Origin of the sequence: Nocardia salmonicida NBRC 13393 (assembly GCF_001613085.1) — a bacterium.
Classification (GTDB): Bacteria; Actinomycetota; Actinomycetes; order Mycobacteriales; family Mycobacteriaceae; genus Nocardia; species Nocardia salmonicida.
On the sequence record NZ_BDBR01000051.1, the window covers coordinates 1 to 22,283 of the forward strand.

Annotated in this window: 26 protein-coding genes and 1 pseudogene; 12 read left to right on the forward strand and 15 right to left on the reverse strand. The window is 66.9% G+C overall.

Features of this window, described 5'->3' with window-relative positions; translation table 11 throughout:
• Window positions 1–997 (reverse strand): annotated as a pseudogene (locus NS1_RS41240) (hypothetical protein); the annotation flags it as partial.
• 47 nt (window positions 998–1,044) lie between these two features.
• The gene (locus NS1_RS33900; protein WP_062991141.1) at window positions 1,045–2,847 is read right to left on the reverse strand and encodes a type IV secretory system conjugative DNA transfer family protein; all 1,803 of its coding nucleotides are present in this window, start codon (window positions 2,845–2,847) and stop codon (window positions 1,045–1,047) included.
• Between the two features lie 240 nt (window positions 2,848–3,087).
• On the opposite strand from NS1_RS33900, the gene NS1_RS33905 reads away from it, so the two are divergent.
• Together NS1_RS33905 and NS1_RS33910 are read left to right on the forward strand one after the other, a co-directional pair.
• Window positions 3,088–3,879 (forward strand): helix-turn-helix domain-containing protein, encoded by a 792-nt coding sequence (locus NS1_RS33905; RefSeq protein ID WP_084504727.1) that lies wholly within the window; start codon window positions 3,088–3,090, stop codon window positions 3,877–3,879.
• A complete protein-coding gene (locus NS1_RS33910; RefSeq protein ID WP_062991145.1) occupies window positions 3,876–4,283 on the forward strand; it encodes a hypothetical protein in 408 nt (135 codons plus the stop codon). Before NS1_RS33905 ends, NS1_RS33910 begins: the two co-directional genes overlap by 4 nt.
• Before the next feature lie 18 nt (window positions 4,284–4,301).
• On the opposite strand, the gene NS1_RS33915 is transcribed toward NS1_RS33910, so the two are convergent.
• From NS1_RS33915 to NS1_RS33940, 6 genes are all read right to left on the reverse strand, one after another.
• Window positions 4,302–5,672 (reverse strand): cytochrome P450, encoded by a 1,371-nt coding sequence (locus NS1_RS33915; RefSeq protein ID WP_062991147.1) that lies wholly within the window; start codon window positions 5,670–5,672, stop codon window positions 4,302–4,304.
• Window positions 5,669–6,832 (reverse strand): DUF6545 domain-containing protein, encoded by a 1,164-nt coding sequence (locus tag NS1_RS33920; RefSeq protein WP_062991149.1) that lies wholly within the window; start codon window positions 6,830–6,832, stop codon window positions 5,669–5,671. The genes NS1_RS33915 and NS1_RS33920 overlap by 4 nt, the downstream gene beginning before the upstream one ends.
• Entirely contained in the window at window positions 6,829–7,257 is a 429-nt protein-coding gene (locus NS1_RS33925) for an ImmA/IrrE family metallo-endopeptidase (RefSeq protein ID WP_062991151.1), read from the reverse strand. Before NS1_RS33925 ends, NS1_RS33920 begins: the two co-directional genes overlap by 4 nt.
• A gap of 399 nt (window positions 7,258–7,656) precedes the next feature.
• Window positions 7,657–8,859: a hypothetical protein gene (locus NS1_RS33930; RefSeq protein ID WP_062991153.1), complete on the reverse strand. Its 1,203-nt coding sequence runs from the start codon at window positions 8,857–8,859 to the stop codon at window positions 7,657–7,659.
• Window positions 8,860–9,089: 230 nt separating this feature from the next.
• Window positions 9,090–9,542: a DUF397 domain-containing protein gene (locus tag NS1_RS33935; protein WP_062991154.1), complete on the reverse strand. Its 453-nt coding sequence runs from the start codon at window positions 9,540–9,542 to the stop codon at window positions 9,090–9,092.
• A complete protein-coding gene (locus NS1_RS33940; RefSeq protein ID WP_218019998.1) occupies window positions 9,539–10,435 on the reverse strand; it encodes a helix-turn-helix domain-containing protein in 897 nt (298 codons plus the stop codon). The genes NS1_RS33935 and NS1_RS33940 overlap by 4 nt, the downstream gene beginning before the upstream one ends.
• A 629-nt stretch (window positions 10,436–11,064) precedes the next feature.
• Between NS1_RS33940 and NS1_RS33950 the strand changes: the two genes are divergently transcribed.
• The 9 genes from NS1_RS33950 to NS1_RS33985 all read left to right on the forward strand — a co-directional run bounded on the left by NS1_RS33950 (window position 11,065) and on the right by NS1_RS33985 (window position 16,145).
• Complete coding sequence (locus NS1_RS33950) at window positions 11,065–11,439, forward strand: hypothetical protein (RefSeq protein WP_062991160.1); 375 nt, start codon at window positions 11,065–11,067, stop codon at window positions 11,437–11,439.
• A 7-nt stretch (window positions 11,440–11,446) separates the two neighbouring features.
• Window positions 11,447–11,659: a hypothetical protein gene (locus NS1_RS33955; RefSeq protein WP_157125534.1), complete on the forward strand. Its 213-nt coding sequence runs from the start codon at window positions 11,447–11,449 to the stop codon at window positions 11,657–11,659.
• Complete coding sequence (locus NS1_RS33960; protein ID WP_157125535.1) at window positions 11,659–12,051, forward strand: hypothetical protein; 393 nt, start codon at window positions 11,659–11,661, stop codon at window positions 12,049–12,051. The genes NS1_RS33955 and NS1_RS33960 overlap by 1 nt, the downstream gene beginning before the upstream one ends.
• Before the next feature lie 45 nt (window positions 12,052–12,096).
• Window positions 12,097–12,339 carry a hypothetical protein gene (locus NS1_RS33965; protein WP_157125536.1) on the forward strand — a complete coding sequence of 81 codons (243 nt, stop codon included), beginning with the start codon at window positions 12,097–12,099 and terminating at the stop codon, window positions 12,337–12,339.
• Complete coding sequence (locus NS1_RS33970; protein WP_157125537.1) at window positions 12,336–12,644, forward strand: hypothetical protein; 309 nt, start codon at window positions 12,336–12,338, stop codon at window positions 12,642–12,644. The genes NS1_RS33965 and NS1_RS33970 overlap by 4 nt, the downstream gene beginning before the upstream one ends.
• 263 nt (window positions 12,645–12,907) lie before the next feature.
• Window positions 12,908–13,060, forward strand: a complete 153-nt coding sequence (locus NS1_RS40520; protein ID WP_157125538.1) for a hypothetical protein — start codon at window positions 12,908–12,910, stop codon at window positions 13,058–13,060.
• A gap of 18 nt (window positions 13,061–13,078) precedes the next feature.
• On the forward strand, window positions 13,079–14,089 hold the full coding sequence (locus NS1_RS33975; protein WP_084504728.1) for a radical SAM protein: 1,011 nt from the start codon (window positions 13,079–13,081) through the stop codon (window positions 14,087–14,089).
• A complete protein-coding gene (locus NS1_RS33980; RefSeq protein ID WP_084504729.1) occupies window positions 14,077–15,876 on the forward strand; it encodes an asparagine synthase-related protein in 1,800 nt (599 codons plus the stop codon). Before NS1_RS33975 ends, NS1_RS33980 begins: the two co-directional genes overlap by 13 nt.
• Window positions 15,873–16,145: a PqqD family protein gene (locus tag NS1_RS33985; protein ID WP_062991174.1), complete on the forward strand. Its 273-nt coding sequence runs from the start codon at window positions 15,873–15,875 to the stop codon at window positions 16,143–16,145. The genes NS1_RS33980 and NS1_RS33985 overlap by 4 nt, the downstream gene beginning before the upstream one ends.
• Window positions 16,146–16,198: 53 nt before the next feature.
• Here NS1_RS33985 and lysS read toward each other — a convergent pair whose 3' ends face one another.
• On the reverse strand, window positions 16,199–18,079 hold the full coding sequence (lysS, locus tag NS1_RS33990; protein WP_255284800.1) for a lysine--tRNA ligase: 1,881 nt from the start codon (window positions 18,077–18,079) through the stop codon (window positions 16,199–16,201).
• Between the two features lie 53 nt (window positions 18,080–18,132).
• On the opposite strand from lysS, the gene NS1_RS34000 reads away from it, so the two are divergent.
• Complete coding sequence (locus NS1_RS34000) at window positions 18,133–18,579, forward strand: hypothetical protein (RefSeq protein WP_062991180.1); 447 nt, start codon at window positions 18,133–18,135, stop codon at window positions 18,577–18,579.
• Here NS1_RS34000 and NS1_RS34005 read toward each other — a convergent pair.
• From NS1_RS34005 to NS1_RS34035, 6 genes are all read right to left on the reverse strand, one after another.
• Complete coding sequence (locus tag NS1_RS34005; RefSeq protein WP_062991182.1) at window positions 18,576–18,812, reverse strand: hypothetical protein; 237 nt, start codon at window positions 18,810–18,812, stop codon at window positions 18,576–18,578. The genes NS1_RS34000 and NS1_RS34005 overlap by 4 nt on opposite strands.
• Window positions 18,813–18,848: 36 nt before the next feature.
• Complete coding sequence (locus NS1_RS34010) at window positions 18,849–19,271, reverse strand: helix-turn-helix domain-containing protein (protein ID WP_062991184.1); 423 nt, start codon at window positions 19,269–19,271, stop codon at window positions 18,849–18,851.
• Window positions 19,272–19,901, reverse strand: a complete 630-nt coding sequence (locus tag NS1_RS34015; RefSeq protein ID WP_062991186.1) for a glycosyltransferase — start codon at window positions 19,899–19,901, stop codon at window positions 19,272–19,274.
• A 393-nt stretch (window positions 19,902–20,294) separates the two neighbouring features.
• Window positions 20,295–21,314 carry a site-specific integrase gene (locus NS1_RS34025; protein WP_157125539.1) on the reverse strand — a complete coding sequence of 340 codons (1,020 nt, stop codon included), beginning with the start codon at window positions 21,312–21,314 and terminating at the stop codon, window positions 20,295–20,297.
• A gap of 89 nt (window positions 21,315–21,403) precedes the next feature.
• Window positions 21,404–21,559: a hypothetical protein gene (locus NS1_RS34030; protein WP_157125540.1), complete on the reverse strand. Its 156-nt coding sequence runs from the start codon at window positions 21,557–21,559 to the stop codon at window positions 21,404–21,406.
• A gap of 335 nt (window positions 21,560–21,894) precedes the next feature.
• A complete protein-coding gene (locus NS1_RS34035) occupies window positions 21,895–22,281 on the reverse strand; it encodes a hypothetical protein (protein ID WP_062991193.1) in 387 nt (128 codons plus the stop codon).
• Window positions 22,282–22,283: the final 2 nt, after the last annotated feature.

Consider the following 22,283-nt stretch of genomic DNA (forward strand, 5'->3'; position numbering starts at 1 on the left):
CGGGGCCCGGAGCGGGAGCGGCAGGGGCGGGCATCGGCGCGGCCTGCACCTCCGGCGAGGGCGCCGGGGCCGGGATGGGCTCCGGGGCGGGGATCGGCGGAAGCGGATCGGTGGGCATCGTCGGGTTTCCGGGGCCGCCGGACAGGGCCGCACCGGCGACACCGCCGATCGTTCCGCCGACCACGGCACCGGCGACACCGCCGACTGCCGCACCGGCCGCACCGGCCGCCGCTGCGCCAGCGGCCGCGCCGAGAGCGGTTCCGGCTACGCCGGATGTCACGGTTCCGACAACGGGAATGGGGACCAGAGTTCCCACAGCGGCACCGGCGATACCGCCGACTGTTCCGCCGATCAGACCACCGGCGACGGCGGCGGGCACGCCCACCAGTACCGCCCCGGTCGTGCCGCCGATAAGCGCACCGGCGGCCGCGCCGGTCGTCGTTCCGGCAGCGGCGCGGCTGGCCTGGTCCGGCGGCATTCCGGCGGAGGTGTAGACGCCATCAACGACGGAGTTGCCGTAGTCCAGCCATCCGTTCGCCCACTGGGCGACATCGCGCGGCACGATGTCCGGGCGCGGGATGGTGGACGCACCGGAACCGAGCACATCCGGCGGGGTCGGGGGCAAGATGATCTGCTCGTACTTGGGCGGCTCGGCGGGAGCTTCGGGCGTAACCGCCTGTCCACCACCGTTATTCGCACCTGCGCCGTTGCCTGCGCCGTTGTTCGTACCGCCGCCGTTCCCGCCACCGTTGTACGCACCCCCGCCGTTGCCGGTGCTGGGTGGGGACTGCCGCCACACTGTCGCGGGCGGCGCCTGCGGCAAGCTGGACACACCGGGTGTTACCGGCTCCGGGGCCGGAGGCTGAGTGGCCTGCGGCGAGGGGCTGGTACGGGGAACCTGCGGGCTCGGTGTAACCGGGTCCGCGGTGGCGACCCCGGCGACCATGCACACGGTGCAGGCTGCACCGACGGCGGCCGTGGTGATCTTCTTGTACATTTCCTAATTCCCTTCTTGGACAACAGAAATCGAGATTGGATCGGTGGTCATATGGTTCGGAAGGCCATGAATCGCGCTGTCGCGCCCTCGTGGATCAGGTAGAAAAGGCCGGTGTGGAGCTGGCGGACCTGCTGCGGGCTGACGGCGAAGGTCTGCTGTGCGCGAGCGGAGTTGATCCCGCGCCCGTACGGGTCACCTGCTGCCTCCAGCTGCCAGCGCGTACCGGCGGATTCGGTCACGGTGTCGGGTAGCGCGGAACGTCCCAGCACGACGGCGGTTCCGGCACCGAGCATCCGGCGCTGCATCTGCGCATCGGTGCTACATGCCTCGACGGTCTGAGACGCCAGGATCAGGCCCACATCGGCGGCGCGGGCGGTCTCGAAGATCCGAACCGCTTCGTCGGCGGCATCCATTTCTGGCTCCACCATTTGCGGGAACTCATCAATGGTCACCGCGAGCGGGTGCAACTTCGTTCCGGCCTTGCTCTGCTCGGAGCGCTGGGCCAGTAGTTCGCGCAGATCGCGCAGCATCAAGTTCGCCAGCAATCGTTCCGCCGGGCGCACCGGGAGCAGGGAGACGATCGTCGCCGAACCCTGGGGGAGCTTCGTAAAGCTCCACCCCTCACCGGTTTTCGGCAACAGCCTGCGCAGCGGCGCGAACATCGCCTCCACGTCCTGAGCCACGCTCTTGGCGTCGCTGTCGCCGTGACGGTCTTTCTCGGTGATCGGCCCGGCCAGCTGCGCGCCGAGATGGCGTACCGGATCGGCCAGGCGCTCGGTCAGCTCATCGAGTGACCTCACCAGGGGTTTGGTGCCGCGTCCGTCGATGATGATGTCGAGCACGCGGCGCAACCGTTTGGTGTAGAAGTCCGTCGATTGCGTCTTGGGCGCGATGAACATCAACCGGTCCAGCAGCTCGTCACGAGTGGTGTCGAAGAAGTCCCATCCGCCGCGCTCCACCCTGACCAGCTGTTCCGCGCCAACGTAGTCACGCTGTGCGCGGGCATCGGCGGCAAAACGCTCGGCGTCCTCGGCAATGCCCTTCAGGTCGAGAATGACCGTGGTCATGGCCATGCGGTTCTGGGCGGCGTGGACGCCTGCCAGGAACTCCGTCTTGCCGACGCCGGACCCGGCGAACACCTGAATGCGTTGTTGACCGGCCGTGGCCGGGACCAGCAGCAGATCGCAGTTCGGGGCGGTGAACTGGGCCGACCTGCGGCGGTCGGTCATGGAATCGTCGGGCATGAGGATGCCGACGCCGTAGCGAACGTCCTTGTCCACATCGACGGGAACCGGCGCGGTCATCACCCGGTTCGGATCGAGCACCGACAGACCTACGGTGTCCTCGTTCAGCGATACCCCGACCGACCGCGCTACCTGCTCGTCGTCGGCATCGGTCATCGCGTCGATGGCCTGGGCGTTCACGAGCACATCGCGGCTACGGCCCTCGAGCAGTTCGCGGCGCAGCAGGCGGCGGCCGATCAGGAACGCGCCCGGCGCTCCCGCGCTGCCGACGGTCAGCGATGCGACCAGCCAGGGCCACAAATGGCCCGGACCTGCCCCGTGGGACACCTGGACTATCGCGGCGACGGTAAGGCCGATCACCAGGGCGAACGACAGTGCGGTCGCGGCCATCAGCAGCCAGCGTTCCGGGGTGAGCCACAGCCAGAAGCGGCGGTGTTTGGACGCCGCGTATCCGCGGTTACCGATGCCGAACCCGATTGCCAGCGGGACCAGGCCCGGCGCGGCGACCGCGCCGACGACCAGCCCGAGGAGGGCCGCAGCACCGGCGGCCGGCGGTTCGGCGCCCTGGGCTTTGTTGGCCCCGGCGGCAGTGAGTGGGTTGGTCACGCTGAGCCTTCCTTCGGTTTCCTGCGCTCCAGGCGGGTCGCGGCCCCTGCTGACGGGGCCCTGCGCCGCCCCTGCTCACGCCGAGAAACGGAAGGTGCCCCCTGGGATGTCGCGCCGGGAAGGCGCGACTGCCTGTAGCTACAACCGGTGACTGTACCCAGCTTGCCGCTTACTTTCAACAGTGTTTGTGCTTAGTATCCTTACCAAGGATGGTTATTTACTGATTGGAGTCCGTTGCAGATGGTCATAGAAACTAAAGGTTGCGTCGTTGAGAACTGCCTGATGCAATCGGGTAGCGTCGGCGAAAATGTGGACGTAGCAGCCTTGCTGCGTGCGTTCCTACGTAGAGTCGAGGCGATGACTACACAACACCCGGAGTACCTGGGCCAGGTGGCGCTGGCGCGGCGTGAAGCCCTGGGCCTGACCAAGCAGGCGGTTCACGCTGCGGTCGGGCTGAACCCGTTGACGATTAGCAAGATCGAAAACGGCGAGGCCGGGCGCATCCGCAAGGACACCCTGACCAGGTTAGACAAGGTGTACAAGTGGAAGGAACGCTCGGCCGAACTCGCGTTCACGATGCGGCGGCCGCCGGTGGAGATCGACGCGGATGCCCCGGAGGAACCGGTACCGAGCGTGCTGTACATCCCGTTTCCACCCGAACTGATTCAGACCACCGTCAAGATGGCCGAATCGGTTGCCGACGCCGCCGGGGGTGACGAGCGACTGGCGGCGATCGTGAACAGCATGGACACCGTGGCGGATCGCATCCTGCGGGCCTGGACGATCGCCGATGTCGAGCGCCAGCGGTATGAGGGCACGCTGAGTTCGGCCACGATAGAGATGCTGCTTGGTCACTACATGCGCCGGACTCCGCAGGCGCCCACGGTCCAAGACGAAAACGAGTTGATGTACCTGCGCTGGTTGCTGGGCCGACTCCCGGATTCAGTGCCAGCTGAGCAGGCAGAACGTTTCGCGCAGCGGTGGGCGCTGGTGCAGCAGATTTTCGCCGCGCCCCGCAGGATCAACGAATGAGGAACTACCCGATGTCACTGCCGTTGGCCGAGAAGCTCGAGCGCATGATCGAGTACAACCACCGTTGGGGCGAACCGGCGCTCACCAACGACCAGATTGCCGCCGGACTCACCGAACGGCTTGGTCGTACGGTCGAGCCCGCGTATATCGAGAGTCTGCGCAGCGGCGCGGTTCTCGTGATTCCGCGCGACATCGCGGAGGCGCTGTGCGCGTTGTGCGGTGTCACCGATGTGGGCATCCTGTTGCCCAACGGTGATGAGGACGTGGATCTTGATCTTCGGGTCCAGCTCTGGACCCTCGTGCGTGATCGTGGTGTTCAGCATGTCGCGGCGCGGGCGATGACCCGCGACAAGCTCAGGGAGCTGATCGCCGACCTACAGGCGCTTCCGCCCCGTACCGCCTAGATCAGCTCCCTACCTGTGTCACCCGATCCGACGGAACTCGACCTCGAGGTTGGACGGGCGCAGCGTCAGATTCTCCTCGACATCCAGTTCGCCGCTGGTCTCCAGCTCGAAGTCACGCAGCAAAGAGGCGATGATCAGCTTGGCCTCGTGCAGCGCGAACGCCCTTCCGATGCAGGCCCGCGGCCCGGTGCCGAATGGCCGGTACATCCACGGCTTCGGTCGGAACCCGTCGACCAGCCACCGATCCGGCCGGAACTCCTCGGCGTCGGGGCCCCACACGTTCGTGTCGCGGTGCACCGCCAGTAGCAGCACGAATACCCATTCGTCGGCCGCGATGTCGTATCCGCCGAGCGTGGTGTCTTGCCGCGCGGCGCGGAAGAAACCGGGTGCGGTCGGCCAGAGCCGCAGCGTTTCGGAGATCACGGCTTCGGTGACCTTCAGCTTGGCCACGTCCTCGTAGGCGATCCGCCCATCGGTGGTGACCGCAGCGGCCTCGGCGCGCACGCGGGCCGCGAGCTCCGGATCTCGCGCCAGGAAGTATGTGGTGAACGCGAGCAGGTTGCCGGTGGTTTCGTGTCCTGCGATGAACAGAGTGAGCACCTGATCGGCAATGTTGTCGTCGGGCAGCACCTCGCCGTTCTCGGGGTGCAACATCCGGTCCAGCAGGTCAGGGCACCGCTCGCCGGTGCGCCGGCGGGTTTCGATGACATCGAGCACCGTGCGCTTCATGAATTCGATGTCGGCGGCGTGCTGGCGGGCCCGCTTGCCGCCGGTCAGCTTGCCCAGCACCGGGATTGCCGATTCCTGTACGTAGGCGAACACTCGGGTCAGCGCATCGGCGAACGGGGCCCGGCCCGCCGTGTCGGTTTCGGTGAACGCGCCGACCGAGTACCCGAATCCGGCCAGGCCGATGGTCTCGAGGGCGGCGTCACCCATCATGGCGGCGGTGTCGGTCACGGTCCGGCGGTCGCCGAGCCACTGCGAGGTCAGGTTCACCACGCTCACCATCGCGTCGTGGTAGTCCGCCATCGCGGCGGGTACGAACCCGTCGATCAGGGCCTCATGCCCGCGTTTCCACTCCAGCGAATCGTTGGCCGCGGTGAACAGGCCGTCACCGGCCATCGCGCGTAGCTTCTCGTATGGGCGGGCGAAGTGGCGTTGCCAGGTCTTCTCGTCGATGACCTCGCGCATCAGGTCCGCCGAGCCTGCGAACGTGAGGTTCACCCCGCCGATGAACGTGCGCCGGTACAGCGGGCCGAGCTGGGAGAACTGCCACAAGGTCTTCTGATTGGGGCGTTTGCGGTCCATGCCGAGTACGTCACCCAGGATCGGAACCCGCTTGGGCGGGTGCGGGATCTTCTGTGCAGTGGGTTTCGTCGTTGTCGTCATGTGGTTGCCTTCCGGGTGTTCGAGTCGGCTTCTACAGGGGGCTGGCCTGGTTCGGCGCGGGGTCGGGTCCATTCGTTGGCGATGTCGAGTACGAAGGCTTCGTCGCCTATCCAGGGCGGCGCGGCGGCGGCCTCGTCGCCTCGCTCGGCGTCACCAGCGCTGAGCGCGGCGCGCAAGGCTTGGCACACCTGCGCCGGGGTGGGGCGCGGGCTCAGGCCGGTTAGGTGCGGCGCGGCGGAGATAATCGTGTCCTCGATCTCGATGCGCATCCGGTGTTCGGTGACCTGCGGCAATGTGGCTCGGGCGCGAACGTGCAGGCGCATTTCCGGCCGGGCGGCCATCATGTCCTCCCACATCGGCGCGAGAACTCGAACGTTCCGTGACGCCGCGTCCTTGTGCAGCCGGATTGCGAGCGAAGTTGCGATCGACGGCACCGCCAGCAGCATCATCAGCGCGACGGGGAGCAGGAAAAGCAGGTCGTTGCCGACGGCGCGTTCGGCGGTGAGCTGGTCGCCCACGCCGGTGGTGATCAGCCACCCGGTAACGATCCGGGTCCAGGCGTCGAGCTGGGATATCGCGATGCAGACGGTGACGATCGCGCCGAACAACGCGCGGGACCAGCTCTTACGCCAATGCCATATCAGGCCGAGTGCGGTGACCAGCGGCAGGATCTCGGCCAATGCGGTGGGTAGGGAGTAGACCGTGAGGTAGACCCCCGGCCGCCAGCCTGATAGTTCCTCGACCGCGATATTGGCCGCCCGTGCTGGTGCGGAGATCCACGCCAGCGCTCCGGCGAGCGCCGCTACGGTCGCCCAGATCAGCGGCATGACGGTGTTCGGGACCGGCCGCCGGGCCCGCCACAGCAGACCGATCCATAGAATCGCGCCCGCACCGACGAGCGCGGCCGCGTGCGTCGCGAGTCGCACGTCCGCGAGAGATATCCACCGGGTGAGTACCGCTTGCAGCTGTCGGTCTCGGAGCAACGCGGTACACCACATGGACCCGATCAGCACTGCTACTGCCCAATCCAGGCGTACCCGATCGACCAGCACGGCCATTCGCAGGATCAGCGCGGCCGCGATCCAGGTCAGCAGGGCCGCCGCGACCGGACCGGATACCGAAGAAGTTGCCTCGGCGACCAGCAAGGGGCTGGGGCTCATCGCCAGTTCAGTTCGATCAGCGACGCCGCTCGGTGTCCGGCGCCTCCGGTGTCATCCGGTCGGCCTCGGCTCAGGCCGGCCAAGTGCGTGCCCAGCCATTCCGCGTCGCGCTCGGCGTCGGAGTCGAAGTGCCGACGGTGCATGATTTCGCGGACTCGGCGCGGGTCCAGGCCCTCGGCCAGCAGCGAATCTGTCACGTCGAATTGGTCGTCACCGCGATGTTCGAGCAGCACATGACCGATCTCGTGCATGATCTCTTGCCGCTGACCGCGCGGGGAACGGGCCGGGTCGTACTTGATGACAAGTTCCTGCTGTGTCACCCACAGAGCGCCGCAGCGCGACACCGACGGCACATGCACCCGCCAGGGGTCGAGCACGATCCGCTTATCGAGTCGTTCGGACAAGTACGTCGTGAACTCTCCCACGGTCCACGGCGGTGTCAGAGGTATCCCCTCAAGGATGCTCTGTAACCGGCTCTCCTCCACCGCAGCCCCGACCTCCAGGTTCTATACAGCGATCTTCAGATTGCGCACGTATCTACGTGGCCCACTGCACACAGTCCCGCAGCGTTACCACGCAGGAAGGACCGTTATCTAGCAGTTATCACCATCACGATACCTGGGTGATATAAGCGGTAGTAACGACCTATTCGACCACTGTAGCGAGGCCCACTGACTGACTAGCTGTGCGTTCGCACGCGGCGGTGGTGCTTAGCCTCGCTGGGGCGGCCGGTGGCGTGGTCGTCGGTTTTCGGCGCTGCCGCGATCGTCACGCCGGGGTGCTGAACATCACATATTTTGGCCGGGATGTGGGGCCGCGCAGCATCAGTTTTCTGGCTGATGGTCCCAGAGGTGGACGGTCTCACCGAGCTTGAGCGGTTTGTCTGCGGGCCCCTTGATGTGAGGGGGAACGATGCGGTCTTCGTGTTCGCACCCGCCGTCGCCGTGGCGGCTGGGGTTGAGGCAGGTGTTACGCCGGTAGGGACGAACGGGCCAGCGGCACGACCATTGCGGGGCGCGGCGGCCGGTGGAGGAAGTGGCGTCCTGTTCCGCGGCGGCCGGGCTGGGCCGGTGCGCGGTATGGACGTTGACGATCCGAACATCGGAGGGCCCGGCGATACCGGCTCGGTGGTCCCGTTTGCGGCCCGCACGGTTGCGGGGGATGTCCTCGGTCTCGGTGAGCTGGGTTTTCCCGGTCTGACTCATCAGCTGCCAGGCGGTATAGACCACCTGGGCCCATTCCTTGGTGGTGTCGGGCTCTGGCTCACCGAACGGCACGCCGAACGCCAAGGCCATTTCGTTGTCCCAGTTCAGTGGGGTGCTGCGGGGGTGGGATTGGAGGTCGCCGGCTGTCATCGGGGCGCCGTCGGGTGCGGTGCCGATGATGGTGTCCGGCGCCAGGGCCTCGAAGGCGTTCCCGACCGGGGCGTAGAAGGTGAGCCATACGCCGTCGAAGTGCGGGGGGATCGGCTTCAGGCCGTCACGGGTGCGCTGGTTGACCCAGCGGACCGTAGGGCCATCGGTCACGGTGACATCGCCGGGTGACCACTCACCCCAGCTGACCGCGACTATTGGTGTGGTGACGGTGGCGTTGGCCCCTTCACGCGCCATCGGAGTTCCAGCCAGGGCATCTGCGGTCTCCTGGGTGTAGCCGCCGATCGGCTCGGCGAACACCATGAACCCGTAGGGGGAAGGCAGTCGCGACGGCTTCACCGGCTCAGTGGGCGGGACGGCGGCGGCCGCCAGCGCGAGCGAGGTCATATCGGCAGTGGCGTAGAACAGCTGGGCTTCGCGCAATCGGCGTTCTTCGGAGCGCGCCAGCAGAATCGAGGCGATGGCTCCGGGGGAGGCATCCATGCCGGGCACCGTCGGGAACACGGAAGTCTGTCCGGCGTTGATGGCTCGAGCGAGCGATTCCATGGAATCCCTGCTGCCGATGTACTCGCACATCTGCATCCGCCACTCCGGCAGCTCGTGAGGCTTCGGTGCCTTCCACGGCGTCGCCGCCAGCTCGGTCGAAGTGGTCACTTGCTGGCCTCCAGTTTTCCGGGGACGGGTGCGGTATGCGGTTGATGCAGCCGCAGTATCGCGCGCCCCACCGACAGTGCGCCGGGGTGCCGATATGCGACTGACCAGGCCCCCGAATCCGCGGGCCCGGTCAGTGGTTCGTTTCGTCAGCGGGATTGCGCCGTCAGCCGGTAGTTAGCGGCGCACGGCGTAGGGAAAGGGCTGCCGCGCCAACTTCGTTGGCTTGCCTCCTAGACCACGGTGAGCTGATTTTCTGGTGCTTTCCACTGGTCTGCGAGGTCATCGAACTCACCCTCGGTCACGGCCTCGGAGAAGTACAACCACTCCGTAGGCGTGTAGACCAGCGCGACACCATCGGCTGATTCAAGCGTGGCAGATCCGTCGCTGTGCACGGTGATCACCGGCTCCGAGGGGAGTTCGGAGACGCCAGCAACGGCGGCGAGGAAATCGCGCCACTGGGCGACGGTAAGGGAGATGATCGGCTGGGCCTCGGGGTCGTTGCTGGGGTCGCGCAGATACTTGCTGTCCCGGATGAGGATCGACGTATCGGTCGCTCTGACCTCGACGCAGTTGCCATTTCCCCCGCTCCGAGTGGCTTTCCGCCATACGCCGACTTCGACGCAGTTTCCGTTTCCCCCGCTGCGGCGGGCCTTCCGCCATGTAACGGTTGCGTAGGGGGTCATTGTCTGAATCCTTCCAGTGCTGAAGTGATGAGTTCTTTGGATCGACCGGCGCTGAGGGCCTTCTTGTCGATGTCGCGCCACACTCGTTCGTAGGCGGAGATCTCGGTGTGCTTGTTGAGGTACATCGCGCCGGTGAGCGTATCGACGTAGGCGAGCGGAGGTTCGATCGGTTCGCCGCCCGGATCGTTCGGGAAGTCCAGCAGCATGAACGAATTGCCTGCGGTCATCCCACCATGCGCCCCAGCCGCGTAGGGCAGGATGCGGATCGAGACATTCGGCCGCTTTCCCACCTCAAGCAGGTGCTCAAGCTGTCCGATCATGAGGCCGGGCTCACCGACCGGGCGGCAGATCACGGCTTCGTTGAGCACCGCCTCAAACCTCGGCGGGTTCGGCCGAGTAAGCACGCCTTGACGTTCGACCCGGACCTGTACCCGCTGCTGCACCTGTTCAGGGGTTACCCCGGCGGCGGGTGTGGTGATGACCGTTTCCATGTACTCCCGCGTTTGCAGAAGACCGGGAATCAGTTCGGATTCATATTCACGGATTCGGGTGGCCGAGTCCTCCAGAACGACGTATAGGCCGAACCACTCCGGTAACTCGGTGTAGTCGTGCCACCAGCTCTTTTTCTTGCCGTTCCGGGTCTCCGCAGCAAGCGCGAGGATGATGGTGGCTTCTTCGGGGTCTGCCCCGTACACATCCAGCATCGCCTTCATGTCGATGTCGCGGAACCGCACGTTATCGGCACCGTCCTCCATACGAATGATGGTGGACCTGCCCTTCTCTAGCCGCTGCGCCGCTTGCTCTTGCGTCAATCCCGCCTTGTCGCGCAGGTGAGCGAGCTGCCTGCCGACATGACGGCGGATGAGCGCCGTTCCGACTGAATCCAGGGACACGCCTGCTCCTAACGCCATCTCAATGTGTCAACCAAATTAAACATCTGGCGAGTGTTCAACGCAAGACTGTGCCCGGCGATCCGCACCAATCGGACGCAAGACTATTGGAGTCCGGATTTTCTGACACAGTTTCACCGAATCCATTGCCATGCTACCCAGTCGCGTAGGACACTGACCGGGTGACCGGGGTTACCCTCACCCCCGCAGACAGGCAGGTGAAGCGATGGCTGTGAAGATCGGACCGGGTGGGTTTTCGCTGGTGAGGCCATCGGGCCGCCGTCTAGGGGAGTGGTGGCGATGGCTGTCGAAGTGATCTCCCAAAGGCTGATGCTCAGCGACCGGACAACCCACCAGGCCCGCTACGTCGGCCAGGGGAACTGGGAGCTTTCCTGCCTTCCGGGTTGGCAGTTGACATCCGAACAGGCAGTAGTCGCGCTCCGAGCGGCTGAAGAGGCCGCCACCCTTCTTGCCTGGTTGAAGCCGCGAGCGCAGGAATTAGGGCTCACCGATCGCGAACTCTTCGGGTTCGTGACGATGGGGGAGTGTGATTGGCCTCGGCCACCGAACCCTGACACCGAGCCCGCGCGGAGCCGACTCGGGCGGCGGTGGTCGTTTAGCGGGGGTGCGGCATGAACGTCAAGCCGCTGATCTACGGGTATCTGCGTGCCGATCTGGGGCAGCACGCGAGCCAGCTCGAGGAATGGGAACGCCAGATCCACGAGTTCGCCGGAGCCGAAGGCTTCGATGTCGGAACCGTGTTCCAAGAACCGCCGGACCTCACATGGTCCGCGTTCGCCTCGCTCATGGTCGAACTGAAGCGCTCCGAATGTCACGACGTTGCCGTTCCGGGCCTGTCGCACATGCTCCGACCCGGTTCAGCCTCGCCGAACACGCTGGTGGAGCTACTACGCGCTGAAGCCCATGCCTTCGTATGGGTCGCCGATCCGGCCTCGCGTCACCTGGGGATGAACACCACGGAGCCGATGCTCCGGAACGGGGGGTAACGATCAAATGCGTTCACTGTCAACAGCATTGACGCTGACCGATGTCATTGAGGAGGTCGGCGGGCATCGCGAGGTCTGCCGACAGGTAGGCCGGTTCGCGGCAGCCGGTGAGATCACCCGCGCGGCGGTGGTCGCCGCCGAACTGTGCGTGAATGTGCCGGTCCGCCGGATCGGCACGGCCGCAGTATCCGCGGTGACGGCCGCCCGGTGGAGGCGCTGATGATCGGAGATGAGGGCGCGGCCAGATCCGCCTTCGTGGTGCGTGATTCCGCCGAACTGATGCTGGTGGCCGCCGACACTGCGGGCACGGGCGGCGAGACCCTGGCGGCTTCGGCGCTGGCGTACTGGCGGCTGCCGCTCGAACCGGGAATGGCGAGGACGCGGGCCCTGGTCGCGGGCGCGGCCGCCGCGACTTCGCCGCTGCGCCGGCTGTGCGTGCGCCTGGTGCTCCTCGACGGTGCGGTGCTCCTCGAGGTCGTCTTCTTGGACGCCGAGCCGCACGACTACGAATCCGCCCTGATGCCCGCTGAGGCCGATTGGTCCTGGCGGCGGGACAGCGACGGCCGGTGGCATTTGTGCGACCGGATCGACCTGCACCCGCGACGTACATAGAACGAAAAATGCAGTGAGAGCGAGGAATAGGTGATGGTGCCTGGGATGGCAGCGACGACGAGAGTCAGCGAGATCGACGGGGACAGGGCCGAGTGGACGATTGTGGACTCCGTGGTGCGCGTGCAGTTGGTCCGCCGCGCCGATGGCACCGAGACCACGTTCCAGCCCCCATTGGAGCTGGGACAGGCGCTCACCGAGATGCCACGCCGACTCTGGGACGAAGTGCAGTTCAGATACGGCCTGATCCGCCGCAGCGGCGCTCACGGCGCGGACGGGGACCGGTCATGACACCGCGCAGAAATCCCGGCACACAACTTCCGCTGCTGATAAAGCCGGACGACTCGACACCCGAAATCGACACCGAGGAAAGGAGAGCTTTGCTCGAATCGATGCTCGAGGGGTGGAAGACGTGGGAGGGGCCGACTGGCCAGGCCGCGCCCACTGGCGGTGATGAGCTACAGAACCTCCGCGACCTGGTGGACGAGTCGATCGCGGCGTTCGCGGCGCTTGGCCTTCGGGTCCGGGTCGATGAATCCTCGCTGACGCAGCAGTTCTACCGACTGCGCGATCCCCGACAACTTCCGGACCGGTAGCGGTCGCTGCCGTCCCCCTGTCCCGAAACGACACCGGCCGCCGCAGGGGAAGGAAGGCCGATCCTGATCCGCACCGACTGACCCAATCGAGATTGTCCGCACCCGCGACGCACCTTCGGGGAGACCCCGCGTCGCGGGCGTTGACCTGCGCGTACGTATTTCAAATGTCAAGGGCCGCAACACTTTTCGGGATTGACGCCCGCCGTTGTGACCCGTAACACTGTTGGAGTCCGAAAGCTATTGATACGCAAAGGAGGAACATCATGGGCAACTCATCGCGGCTCGGTGTGGATCGTCGGGGTGGACCGGGCAAGACGTTGCGGCCCACGGTGCTGGCGACGTTCGCGAAAGCTGAACTGGTGGACGATCTTCCGGAGGTCATCACGCCGCACATCCACTCATCCCAGAGCAGCTGAACCCGCGCGGGGTGTGGGATGCGATATAACACGCTGGGGATTCACCTGACGAATGCCTGCCCACTCACCTGCGATCACTGCATCACCGACTCGTCACCCCGTTCGCGGGGTGACTTGTCGTGGGAGCAGATCGAGGGTGCGGTACGCGGCGCGGCTGCCTACGTGGACGGTGTGTGCGTCACCGGCGGCGAACCGATGCTCCGGCCGGAAGTGGCGTTGGCGACGATTCGGCTGACCCATGAACTCGGGTTGCGCACATCCATGGTGACCAGCGGGTTTTGGGCTCGGTCACCGAAGAAGGCCGCCGCGATCGTCGCCGATCTGGTCGATGCCGGCCTGGACAAGCTCGCGGTCAGCTTCGACCAATTCCACCTGACCCAGAAGACCGCGCGGTACATCGGCGCAGGCACGCTGCATCGGCTCCTGGAGGCGGCGGCACCGACGCGGATGGAACTGGTCGTGCAGTACTGCGGCGCGGGCGAAGATCCGGCGTACGAGATCGCGGAGTCCGCGGCCGCGCGCTTCGGCGCCCGGCTGGAGACGGCCGAAGTGCTCCCGTTCGGCCGGGGCGTGGCGTTGGCGCGGCGGCGAGACGCGAACGTGGCCGATGTTCCGGCCGGTCCGTGCGGAGTGGTCGGGCGACCGATCCTGACGCCGGAGATCGACTTCTACACCTGCTGCGGCCCCGCACGCGGGGCACAGGCGCATTCACCGCTGCGGTTGTCGATCGAGTCGGCGGCGCAGGTGGGTGACGCACTGGCGGCGGCCTCGGTCGATCCGATCATCAATTCGATACATACCCAAGGGCCGAAAGCGTTGTTCGGTCGGCTCAGTCCCGATGCGCAGCACCGGGTTTCGCAGAACCTTCGCGATTCCTCGATGTGCTCGCTGTGCCGTGCGGTCACCGACGACGAACAGGCGGTAGCCGAGCTGCGCGCCGCTCTCGGCCAAGACGCGCTGCGGCTGGTTGCTCTCTCGGGCGTCCTGCATGTGGCCCAGGATGAGGAGGCAACCCCATGTCATCGGTAGCGCTGGCGCAGACGGCCACCGGCCGCGACGCGCGGGCCGATACGCAACTCATGGCGGCCGCCATGGCTGACCGATCAGTGGAATGGGCGCACGCGGGCGTTCCCGCTGTCGCGGTCACCGCCGGGGCCGAGGACAGCGCCACAGCGGCCGGGAGCGTGTTCACGCTCGCGGGCGGTGCGCTGCTGGCGGGGGTGTCGGCCCCGTCCTGGGTGCATTGGCGGATGGAATCCGTGATCAGCGACCTCGACGTGACGGACTCGCCGGAGAAGATCGCGGCGAAGGTGAGCGCCGTCACCGGGGATGCGCATTGCGTCGTGGCGTCGCCGGACCAGCGGTGGACGGTGGTGTACCGGTCGCCGATGTCGGCGCGACCGCTGTTCTACAGCGCTGGCCACGGATCGGTGCTGGTGGCTTCCCAGATTCGCGGACTGCGCGCCGCGAACCCTGGAATCGGTGTGGACCCGGTGGGCCTCGCACCGTTCCTGGTGCCGTCGATGTGTGATCCGGCCGGGTCGGCGTGGGCCGGAGTACGCCGGTTGCCGCCTGGCCATGCTCTGATCGTTCGCGACGGCGCGGCGACCGTGCATCGAGCGGGGCATATCGACGCCGAGGACGTGGCCGGGCTTGCCCGCGGTGACGTGGTGGCTGAGTTCCGGGCGCGGCTGCTGGTCGCGATGCAGCGGTGTAGCAGTCCCACTGACGCGGTGCTGCTCTCGGGTGGAATCGACTCGGCATCGCTGGCCGCCGCTGCGGTGGCCGGCGGGCTCCGTCGGCGGCCGCGAGCGTTCGCGCTGACCTACAGCACCGAAGAACTGGCCGCCTGCGACGAACGGCGCTACGTCGATGCGGTCGAGCAAGCCACGGGCATTCCGGTGGTGCGGATGCCCGCTGACACGTTGCTGCCGCTCGCGGCCGAGTACCCGTTCGGCGATGAGCCAGAGGCGTGGACCTACGCCGGGCGGAACTGGGCCATGCTGCGCAGGATCGCGGCCGATCCTGATCCGGTGGGCTCGGTGATCGCGGGCGAGGGCGGTGACGAACTTCTTCTCGGGCAGGTGTTCACGGTGGCCGACCGGCGCGTCAACGGGGACGTGGACGGCGCGATGGCCGAGCTGGCGACCTTCCCCGATCCAGCGGGCGCAGCGCGGGTTGTCGATGGCCTGATCGCCGGGGATTACGAACGGCGCGGAACACGGGTGATGCGGGCCCTCGGCGATATTCCGCCGTGGCTCTCACCCAGCTATATCAGCGCTTCCGGCCTGGTTGACCGGCTCACCGACGGCTACCCGACACTGAGTGAGCCGGGGCAGTTCACCACGGCCTATTCACGGGCGCTGATCGGTGAGGCGGGCGCGGCCGGGCGCGTGCACTGTGGCGGGTGGTGGGAAGACACCGCCCGCCGCGCTGGTGTGCGGGTCACCTATCCGTTCCTCGACCCTGACCTTGCCGCGCTGACCTGGGCATTGCCGCCGGAGATGTTGCGCAAGAACGGAATCGAGAAAGTGGTACTGCGTGACGCGCTCGCCGATGAGCTGCCCGCCTCGGTCGCCGCGCGCCGAGACAAAGCGGACGCGCGGGTGATGATGCACGCCGGTCTGTCGCGGGCCGCGAACAGCATCCGCGCTGTGGCGGCTGGTGGGCCGCTGGTCGATCGAGGGGTGATCGACGGGGACAAACTCAGCGTGGCGATTGACAAGTACCTCGCTGGCCACCACGACCACGGGCCCGCACTGTGGGCAACGGTCGCGGTCAATTCCTGGCTCGAACACGTAGGAGAATCCGAATGACCACGAGCACGGTAGATCGTCCGAAAGCTGTTGCGGCATCGGTGAAACGAACCGGCGATGTGTGGGTGCTGGTGCCCGCCGGAGACGGTGAAGTCGCGGTGGTAGACGAACTCGGCTACGAGGTGATGCAGCGCTGCGACGGAACCCGCAGCTGCGCCGACATCGCCCGCGAACTGACTACCTACCACCATGGCCAACCCGTTGACGGTGAGGCGGTGACGGAGTTCGTGACCCGGATGCGGGCCGCTGGCCTGCTCGACGCGGCCTGACCGACCACTACCAGCACCCGGCTGCCGATTCCGGCGGCCGGGTGCTGGGTCGTTTACGCGGGCGGGAGCAGCAGCGTCCGGGCCGTGTCCGGGCCGATCGACAGCAGCAAGGTTGGGAGTCGGGGCCCGGTGTCGCGCGAGCACAGCAGCCGGTAGAGGGCCTGGAAGAACGCCCGTTGGGCCTTCTTCAGCTCCGGCGTCGGTGCGGCGTCGGCGGGCAAACCGTGCATGAGCTTGGGCACCGCGTAGACCGTCGTCGTCAGCTCCTCGAGCGTCCATGCGCCGCTCATGCGGTCAACGAGCAGCTGCACGCCGTCGCGGGTCTGCTGGTCCAGCTGATCCCATGCCTCGGTGTTGAACGTCGTCCGGATCACCGTGCGGTCGTCCTCGGGCAGCGACTTCGCGTAGTGAATGGCGTTGTCCAAGCGCGGTTCGAGTTCGGCGAGTAGCGCGGCGTCGTCGGGCAGGTCTTCGGCGCCGTCGGCGGTGAGCTGTTGGCGCACAAGCCTTTCGATCTGCTCGGCGTTGCCCGCGGTGATATCGGCGACCGACGACAGCAGCCGGAACGACACCGGGCGGGCCGACGACTCGACCGGACCCGCTGAGGTTCGCACGCTCATCTGATGCAGGTGGGTTTCGACCGGGGAGGCGTCACCGGCGACGGCACGGGCCGAAAAACGGTCCCACTCGTCGTACAGGCGCAACACAGCCGACGGGGCCATGTCGATAGTGAACGAGTTCGACGGCAGCCGCCGCGCATAGAGCCACCGCACCATGGCCGGTTCGAGGATGTCCAGCGCCGTGTCCGGAGTGGCCGCCCCTCCGGCCGAGCTGGAGAGCTTCGCACCGCCACCGGCGACCCGGACAAACGAATACACGGTGGTGCTCGGGGCCTCGCCGCCGAAGATGTCGCGCACGACAACCTTGCCGGATGCGAAAGAGCTGGTCGGGGCGTGGTGATCTTCTCCAGCAGGCTCGAACGCCACGTTCTCGAACGCCCACCGCATCGGCCAATCGACTTTCCACACCAGCTTGCCGGAGATCCGCGACCCATCGCCGATGTTCATCGTCCCGTGCCAGCCGCATCGGCACTGATACGCCAGCAGATCCCCAACCCACCCGGTGACCTGGGTGTAATCGGTGCCGCACGCCTCGCAGTACGGCTTGAACGGGTAGTACTCCGCGCGGCGCTCGTCGGCGGACTTCTCGTGACGGCCCTCGGTCTGAAAGCCCTCGAGGATCGTGAATATCTGCTCGCGGGCATCCATGGCCCGCCGGATCTGGCTGTTGTACGTACCGGCCCGGTACTGCTCGGACTGGCGGATCTCGCGCATGTGTACGCCGAGCCGCGCCAGCGATGCGGTGAACGTGTCGATGAAGTGCGTTGCCCACGAATCGACCTGCCCATACGGATCGGGCACGCCCGCCAGCGGCTTGCCGATGTGGGCTTCCCATTCGCGGGGGAGTCCGGCCGGCACCTTGCGCAACCGGTCGTAGTCGTCCCAGCTGTGGATGTGTTCGGCGGCCAGGCCGCGGGCCTTGATCTCCTCGGCGACCAGGTGCGCGGTCATGACCTCGCGGAGATTTCCCAGGTGAATCGGCCCGCTCGGGCTGATCCCGGATGCACACACGATGGTTTTCACCCCCGTGCGCTTCGCGTGCTCGATCGCCAGATCGGCCGTGCGGCTGATCCAACTCGCTTCTACATCGGGGTCGCGAACGTCGGGGTTACTGGTCATCGAAGGCACCGATATACGGTACTCGAAGGGGTGTTTATCGAGGTGAGGGAGTGGACTACCGGGGGCCGGGTCGGCGGACTCAGCGCTTCGTCGGTGGCCGGTGGCATGATGGCGAGAGACCGGTGTCAATCCCCTTCTAACATCGGTCGGATAGGGGCGGGAGCCCTGACCTGTGGCCGGGGTTCCCGCTCTCATCCGCTGAAGCTGGACATTGCACGGTCCCGGCTGATCGGTGACACCATCGACGTGTGAACGAACATGGACATGCCGGGTTCGAGGTTCCGCGCGGAAAGCTGACCGGGGACGTGGACAGCGTTCTACTAAGCCAGCTCGTCGGCGCGGCCGTCGACCAATGCCCCTCGTGCGAGGACGCTCTATTGCCCCTGATCGCCGAGAGCGCACCGACCACGGCACAGCTCGTCGAGCGGGCCTGCGTCGCCGTAGTGAAGACCCTCGGCGGTATTCCGGTAGACCTGGTGGATACCGGCAACGTCGGTAGCCCGGTGCCGATGGGATTCCGTCAGTTGGCCTCGGCGATGGTCAACGGCATCGACTCGTCCGCAATCACCGCGCAGTGTGAGGCACTTCCAGTCGCGGACCGGTGCGCTACCGCCCGGACCGCGACCGCGCTGCTGGTCGGAGAGATCCGAGCGGGCGCGCGTGGTGGGGAGGCCGTGCGGCGGCAACAGGTCTAGTCGTCGCCGAGCAGTCCGGCCACGCCGAACATGCTGTACAGATTCACATCGGCGGCCAGCTGATCACCGGCTTGTCGCCAACGCACCGTGTCAACGGCCTCGCGCCCGTACCTGGTCAGCAGATCGTCTACCAACGCGCTCGCGGTGGGCTGGTCGCCGCCGTGGTGGGCGTCCTGTGCCCTGCGTAACTGGTCCAAGATGGCGCGCTCATCGGCGGCCGCGATATCGCTCACGCTGCCGATCCTGCCCGATATCGTGGCAGCGCGGCATCAATCAGCCTTCCGAATGGTGCTCTGGTCTGTGGTCGCGGCGATGGTTCGTTGCCGGGCTCGGGCGCGGCGAGCCTCCACAGCGGCCGCGTCGACGTTGCGGACGGTGGCCAGAAGGTCTTGGAGATGGAGCTGGGCCCCGGTGATCGCGCACCAGGTACGCAGATCATCGGGCGTGGGCATCCGGCCGCCTTGCTCAGTCTTGGTGACCTTCGAGGGATGCCAACCCGCTTCGTGCGCCAGATCCCGGCCCGTCAGGTTGCTCGCCCGGCGCAGGTCGCGCAGCCGCCGGCCGAGCAGTTGGCGCGCTTGGGCGGCGTCTTCCTCTGCGGAGGGGAACATCGCGCGCAGCACGGTCGCGCGTTCGGCGATGAGCCCCCGCAAGGCGGCCACCTGACCGGCGAACTCCGGGGTGCGTGTCATCTACCCTGGGTGTGAGCGCCGTATCAGGCCCGCCGTGGCCAGGAAGTACCCGCTGGCCAGGCTGTCCACGCCCGCGAGCATCCCCATGTCCTCGGAGACCGGCAGGGCTGACCACCCCCCGACGGCTACCAGTAGCGCACGGCGCACGGTGAGTGTGGCCGGATGGATACGCAACGCGGCCGGATCGGCGATCCACGCGGTGATGGTCGATCCCTGCGGGAGTACGCCTTCGGCGGGATCGCCGTCCCAGCCGGTGAGGGTGCCGTCAGGGGCGAGGTCGAGGACTGCGCTCGCTGTCCAGCCAACGCCCGGATCGGTGGATAGGGCTGTGATCGCGTCCGCAAGTGCGGTGTCGGGTAGCTGGTCGTCGGCGTCTAGAACCCGCACCAGGGGGCCGTGGCAGCGGGCGAGTGCGGTGGTCCGTGCGACCGCTGGGCCGCCGTGCGGTTGGCTACCCGGCCTGACCCGCGGATCGTGCCGGGCAGCGGCCGGCAGCGGCAGTTCGTCATGGTGGGGGCCGTCGGATTGGACGGCCCATTCCCAGCTCCACCCGGCCGGGAGCACTTGCGCGCGCAGCGATTCGTACGCCTCGGCCAAATGCTGTGGGTCCACGCGGCCGACTGCGGTCACTACGCTAATCACCTGGGTTACGCTGCCGGTCACGGCGTTTGACGCTACCGGCTACGCTGCGATCCGGGGCCGCAAGCCCTCGACCGAAGCGGCCCCGGCCCCGGCCACCGAAGAAGGGATGCCCTCGCATGACCGGTCGCACACGCCGCGCTGATGTCCTGTTGTCCGCAGCTGGTGTCGGGCTACCGTGCCTCGCCTTCCTCCTGGGCACGGCGACAGCAGGAAAGACGCTCCAGCCCGACGCTGCGGGCCTGGGGATCAGTGTCGGGGTGGTCGTCGCGTCTATCGCGACCTGTTACGGGGCGCGGCGCTGGCGCGGGAACTTCGAGGAGAAATAGCCCGTAGCGGGAACGTGCGGTGTTGCATTTAATGCAATTCGGCCTGGTTGAGGTGCTATAGCCCGATGCCTTTCGTGGCGTTGTCCGCCCAGCGGTCCACGATGCGCAGATACTTGTACAGCTCGGCGCTGGTGGGGTTCCAACCGCCTTGGTCTGCAATGGTTTTCACGTCGTGGCCTGCCTTGCGTGCCTCGGTCGCCAGTCCGGCGCGCAAGCTGTGGCCGGTGCGGTACGGGACTCCGGCGGCGGTCGCCGCGCGGGTGACCACCTCGCCACATGCCCGCGGTGACATCCGCGCGTCGATCAGGCGGCCGTACCGGGTGATCGGCCGGAACAGCGGCCCGACCGAAAGGCCGGCGGCCTCGATCCAGGTCCGCACGGCCCGGACCGGGCACGTTCCGGCGTTGGTGCCTCGGTCTACGGCGGCCTCGCGGGCGCCGGTCTTGCCGTATCGGACAGTGACGGCCAGGCCCTCGTCATGCTCGACCACATCGGTGACGTCCAGGGCGGCGAGATTCGATCGGCGCGCGGCGATGGCGAATCCGAGCAGCACGATCGCGCGGTCTCGGTGCCCGGTCAGGTTCGGCGGCAGCGCCGCGCAGATCCGCCGCAGGTCCGGCACGGTCGCGGCGGGTGCTTGCCCTCGGCCGCGCGGGGTGTTTGTCTCGGCCAGCTCGCGGCGGTAGTTCGTGAGGGTCTGCCGCGCGGCGCTGATCGTCTGCTTCGGTACCTCGATACCGTAGCGCTGGCGCAAAGTCATGATGACGCCGTAGAGCCGCCGTTCTGCGGTGGCCGGGGCCAGCTTCCGGCGCTCGTGCCAGGCCATGAAGGCGACAAACACACCGAAGTTCGTGACGGTCGGCGGTATCGGTGAACCGGCCTGTTCTTCCTCGTCGGCGGTGGAATTCAGATCCTCGAGGAACCGCAACCACGCGCGCCAATCGGCGGCGTATGCCTCCTCGGTGTTGCGGATCGGGCGGGCGTACTCGGCGGCCGCCGCGTCCAACACGGCCAGCCGATCCACAACCCTGGGATCTGCCAGCCCGTGCGCTTGGGCCGAAACGATATCGGTCACGGGCGGATCATAGGCATGGGCACCGACGAAAATCCGCGGCCGGGACCGCGCCCGAACTGTATCGGGTTCGGGCGCGGCTCTCGATGTCGTTAGTCGTCGGCCTCGTTACGCTCGGCTGCGTCCTCGGCCCTGTCGGCGAAACCACTTGTAGCGGTGGCGCTTTCGGGGTCGCGTTCAGCAGCCTCGCTGATGCGGTCGGCGGCTTCGCGGTCCATCGGGGTACTGCTTCCCTTGTTCATGGTCATGCCTTCCGGATTGCGGCGGCCGGGCACCAAACCCTGACGGCCGGGGTCCGGCCGCCTGTGCGGATGTGTCTGGTTGTCGTCGGCCGCGTGGGCATAGCCTCACGCTCCGACTCCCGGCGTCGGCATAGCCTGACGCGAGCCTGAAGCAGTCGCGGCGCGTTGTGCCGAGACCTGCCAAAGGCTGGGTCATCCCAAAGGGAGGAACTACTTACTGGCGTCCGGCCACGACTACGCCCTCGCCAGTTCCCGGCATGTGTTGCGCAACGCATCTATCGTCGCACACCGGATTCTCTCCCGGCCACGTTTTCGGCCCTGACCTGCTGCTATGGGGGCGCTTATAGTTCTCGCAACCATTCCGGCGGCCACGGCGAGAGGAATATGTACGCATCGTCGTTGTGGTGCGCCCAGTTCTCGGCGCATTCAGCGCACACAGTGAATGTGTGCCCGCAGTATCCGGCCTCGGCGACGGGCAGTTCGACGGTTCGCGGGTCGAGCTGGACCCATTCGCCCGATCCGGCCGGAAGGTACTCCCCGAGGTCGCACAGAACAGTCAGGGTTCGCGGGGCGAAGCAGTCGCCCGCGATCGTGTCTAGCTGCCCGCTCGGCCACTGGACCAGGTACAACCCTTCTCCCTGGGTAGAGAGCACATCGGCAATCCGGCCGTACGCCGGCTGGCGGGGTGCGCTGACCTGGGTTCCGATCTCGTGATCGTTGTTCTTCACGG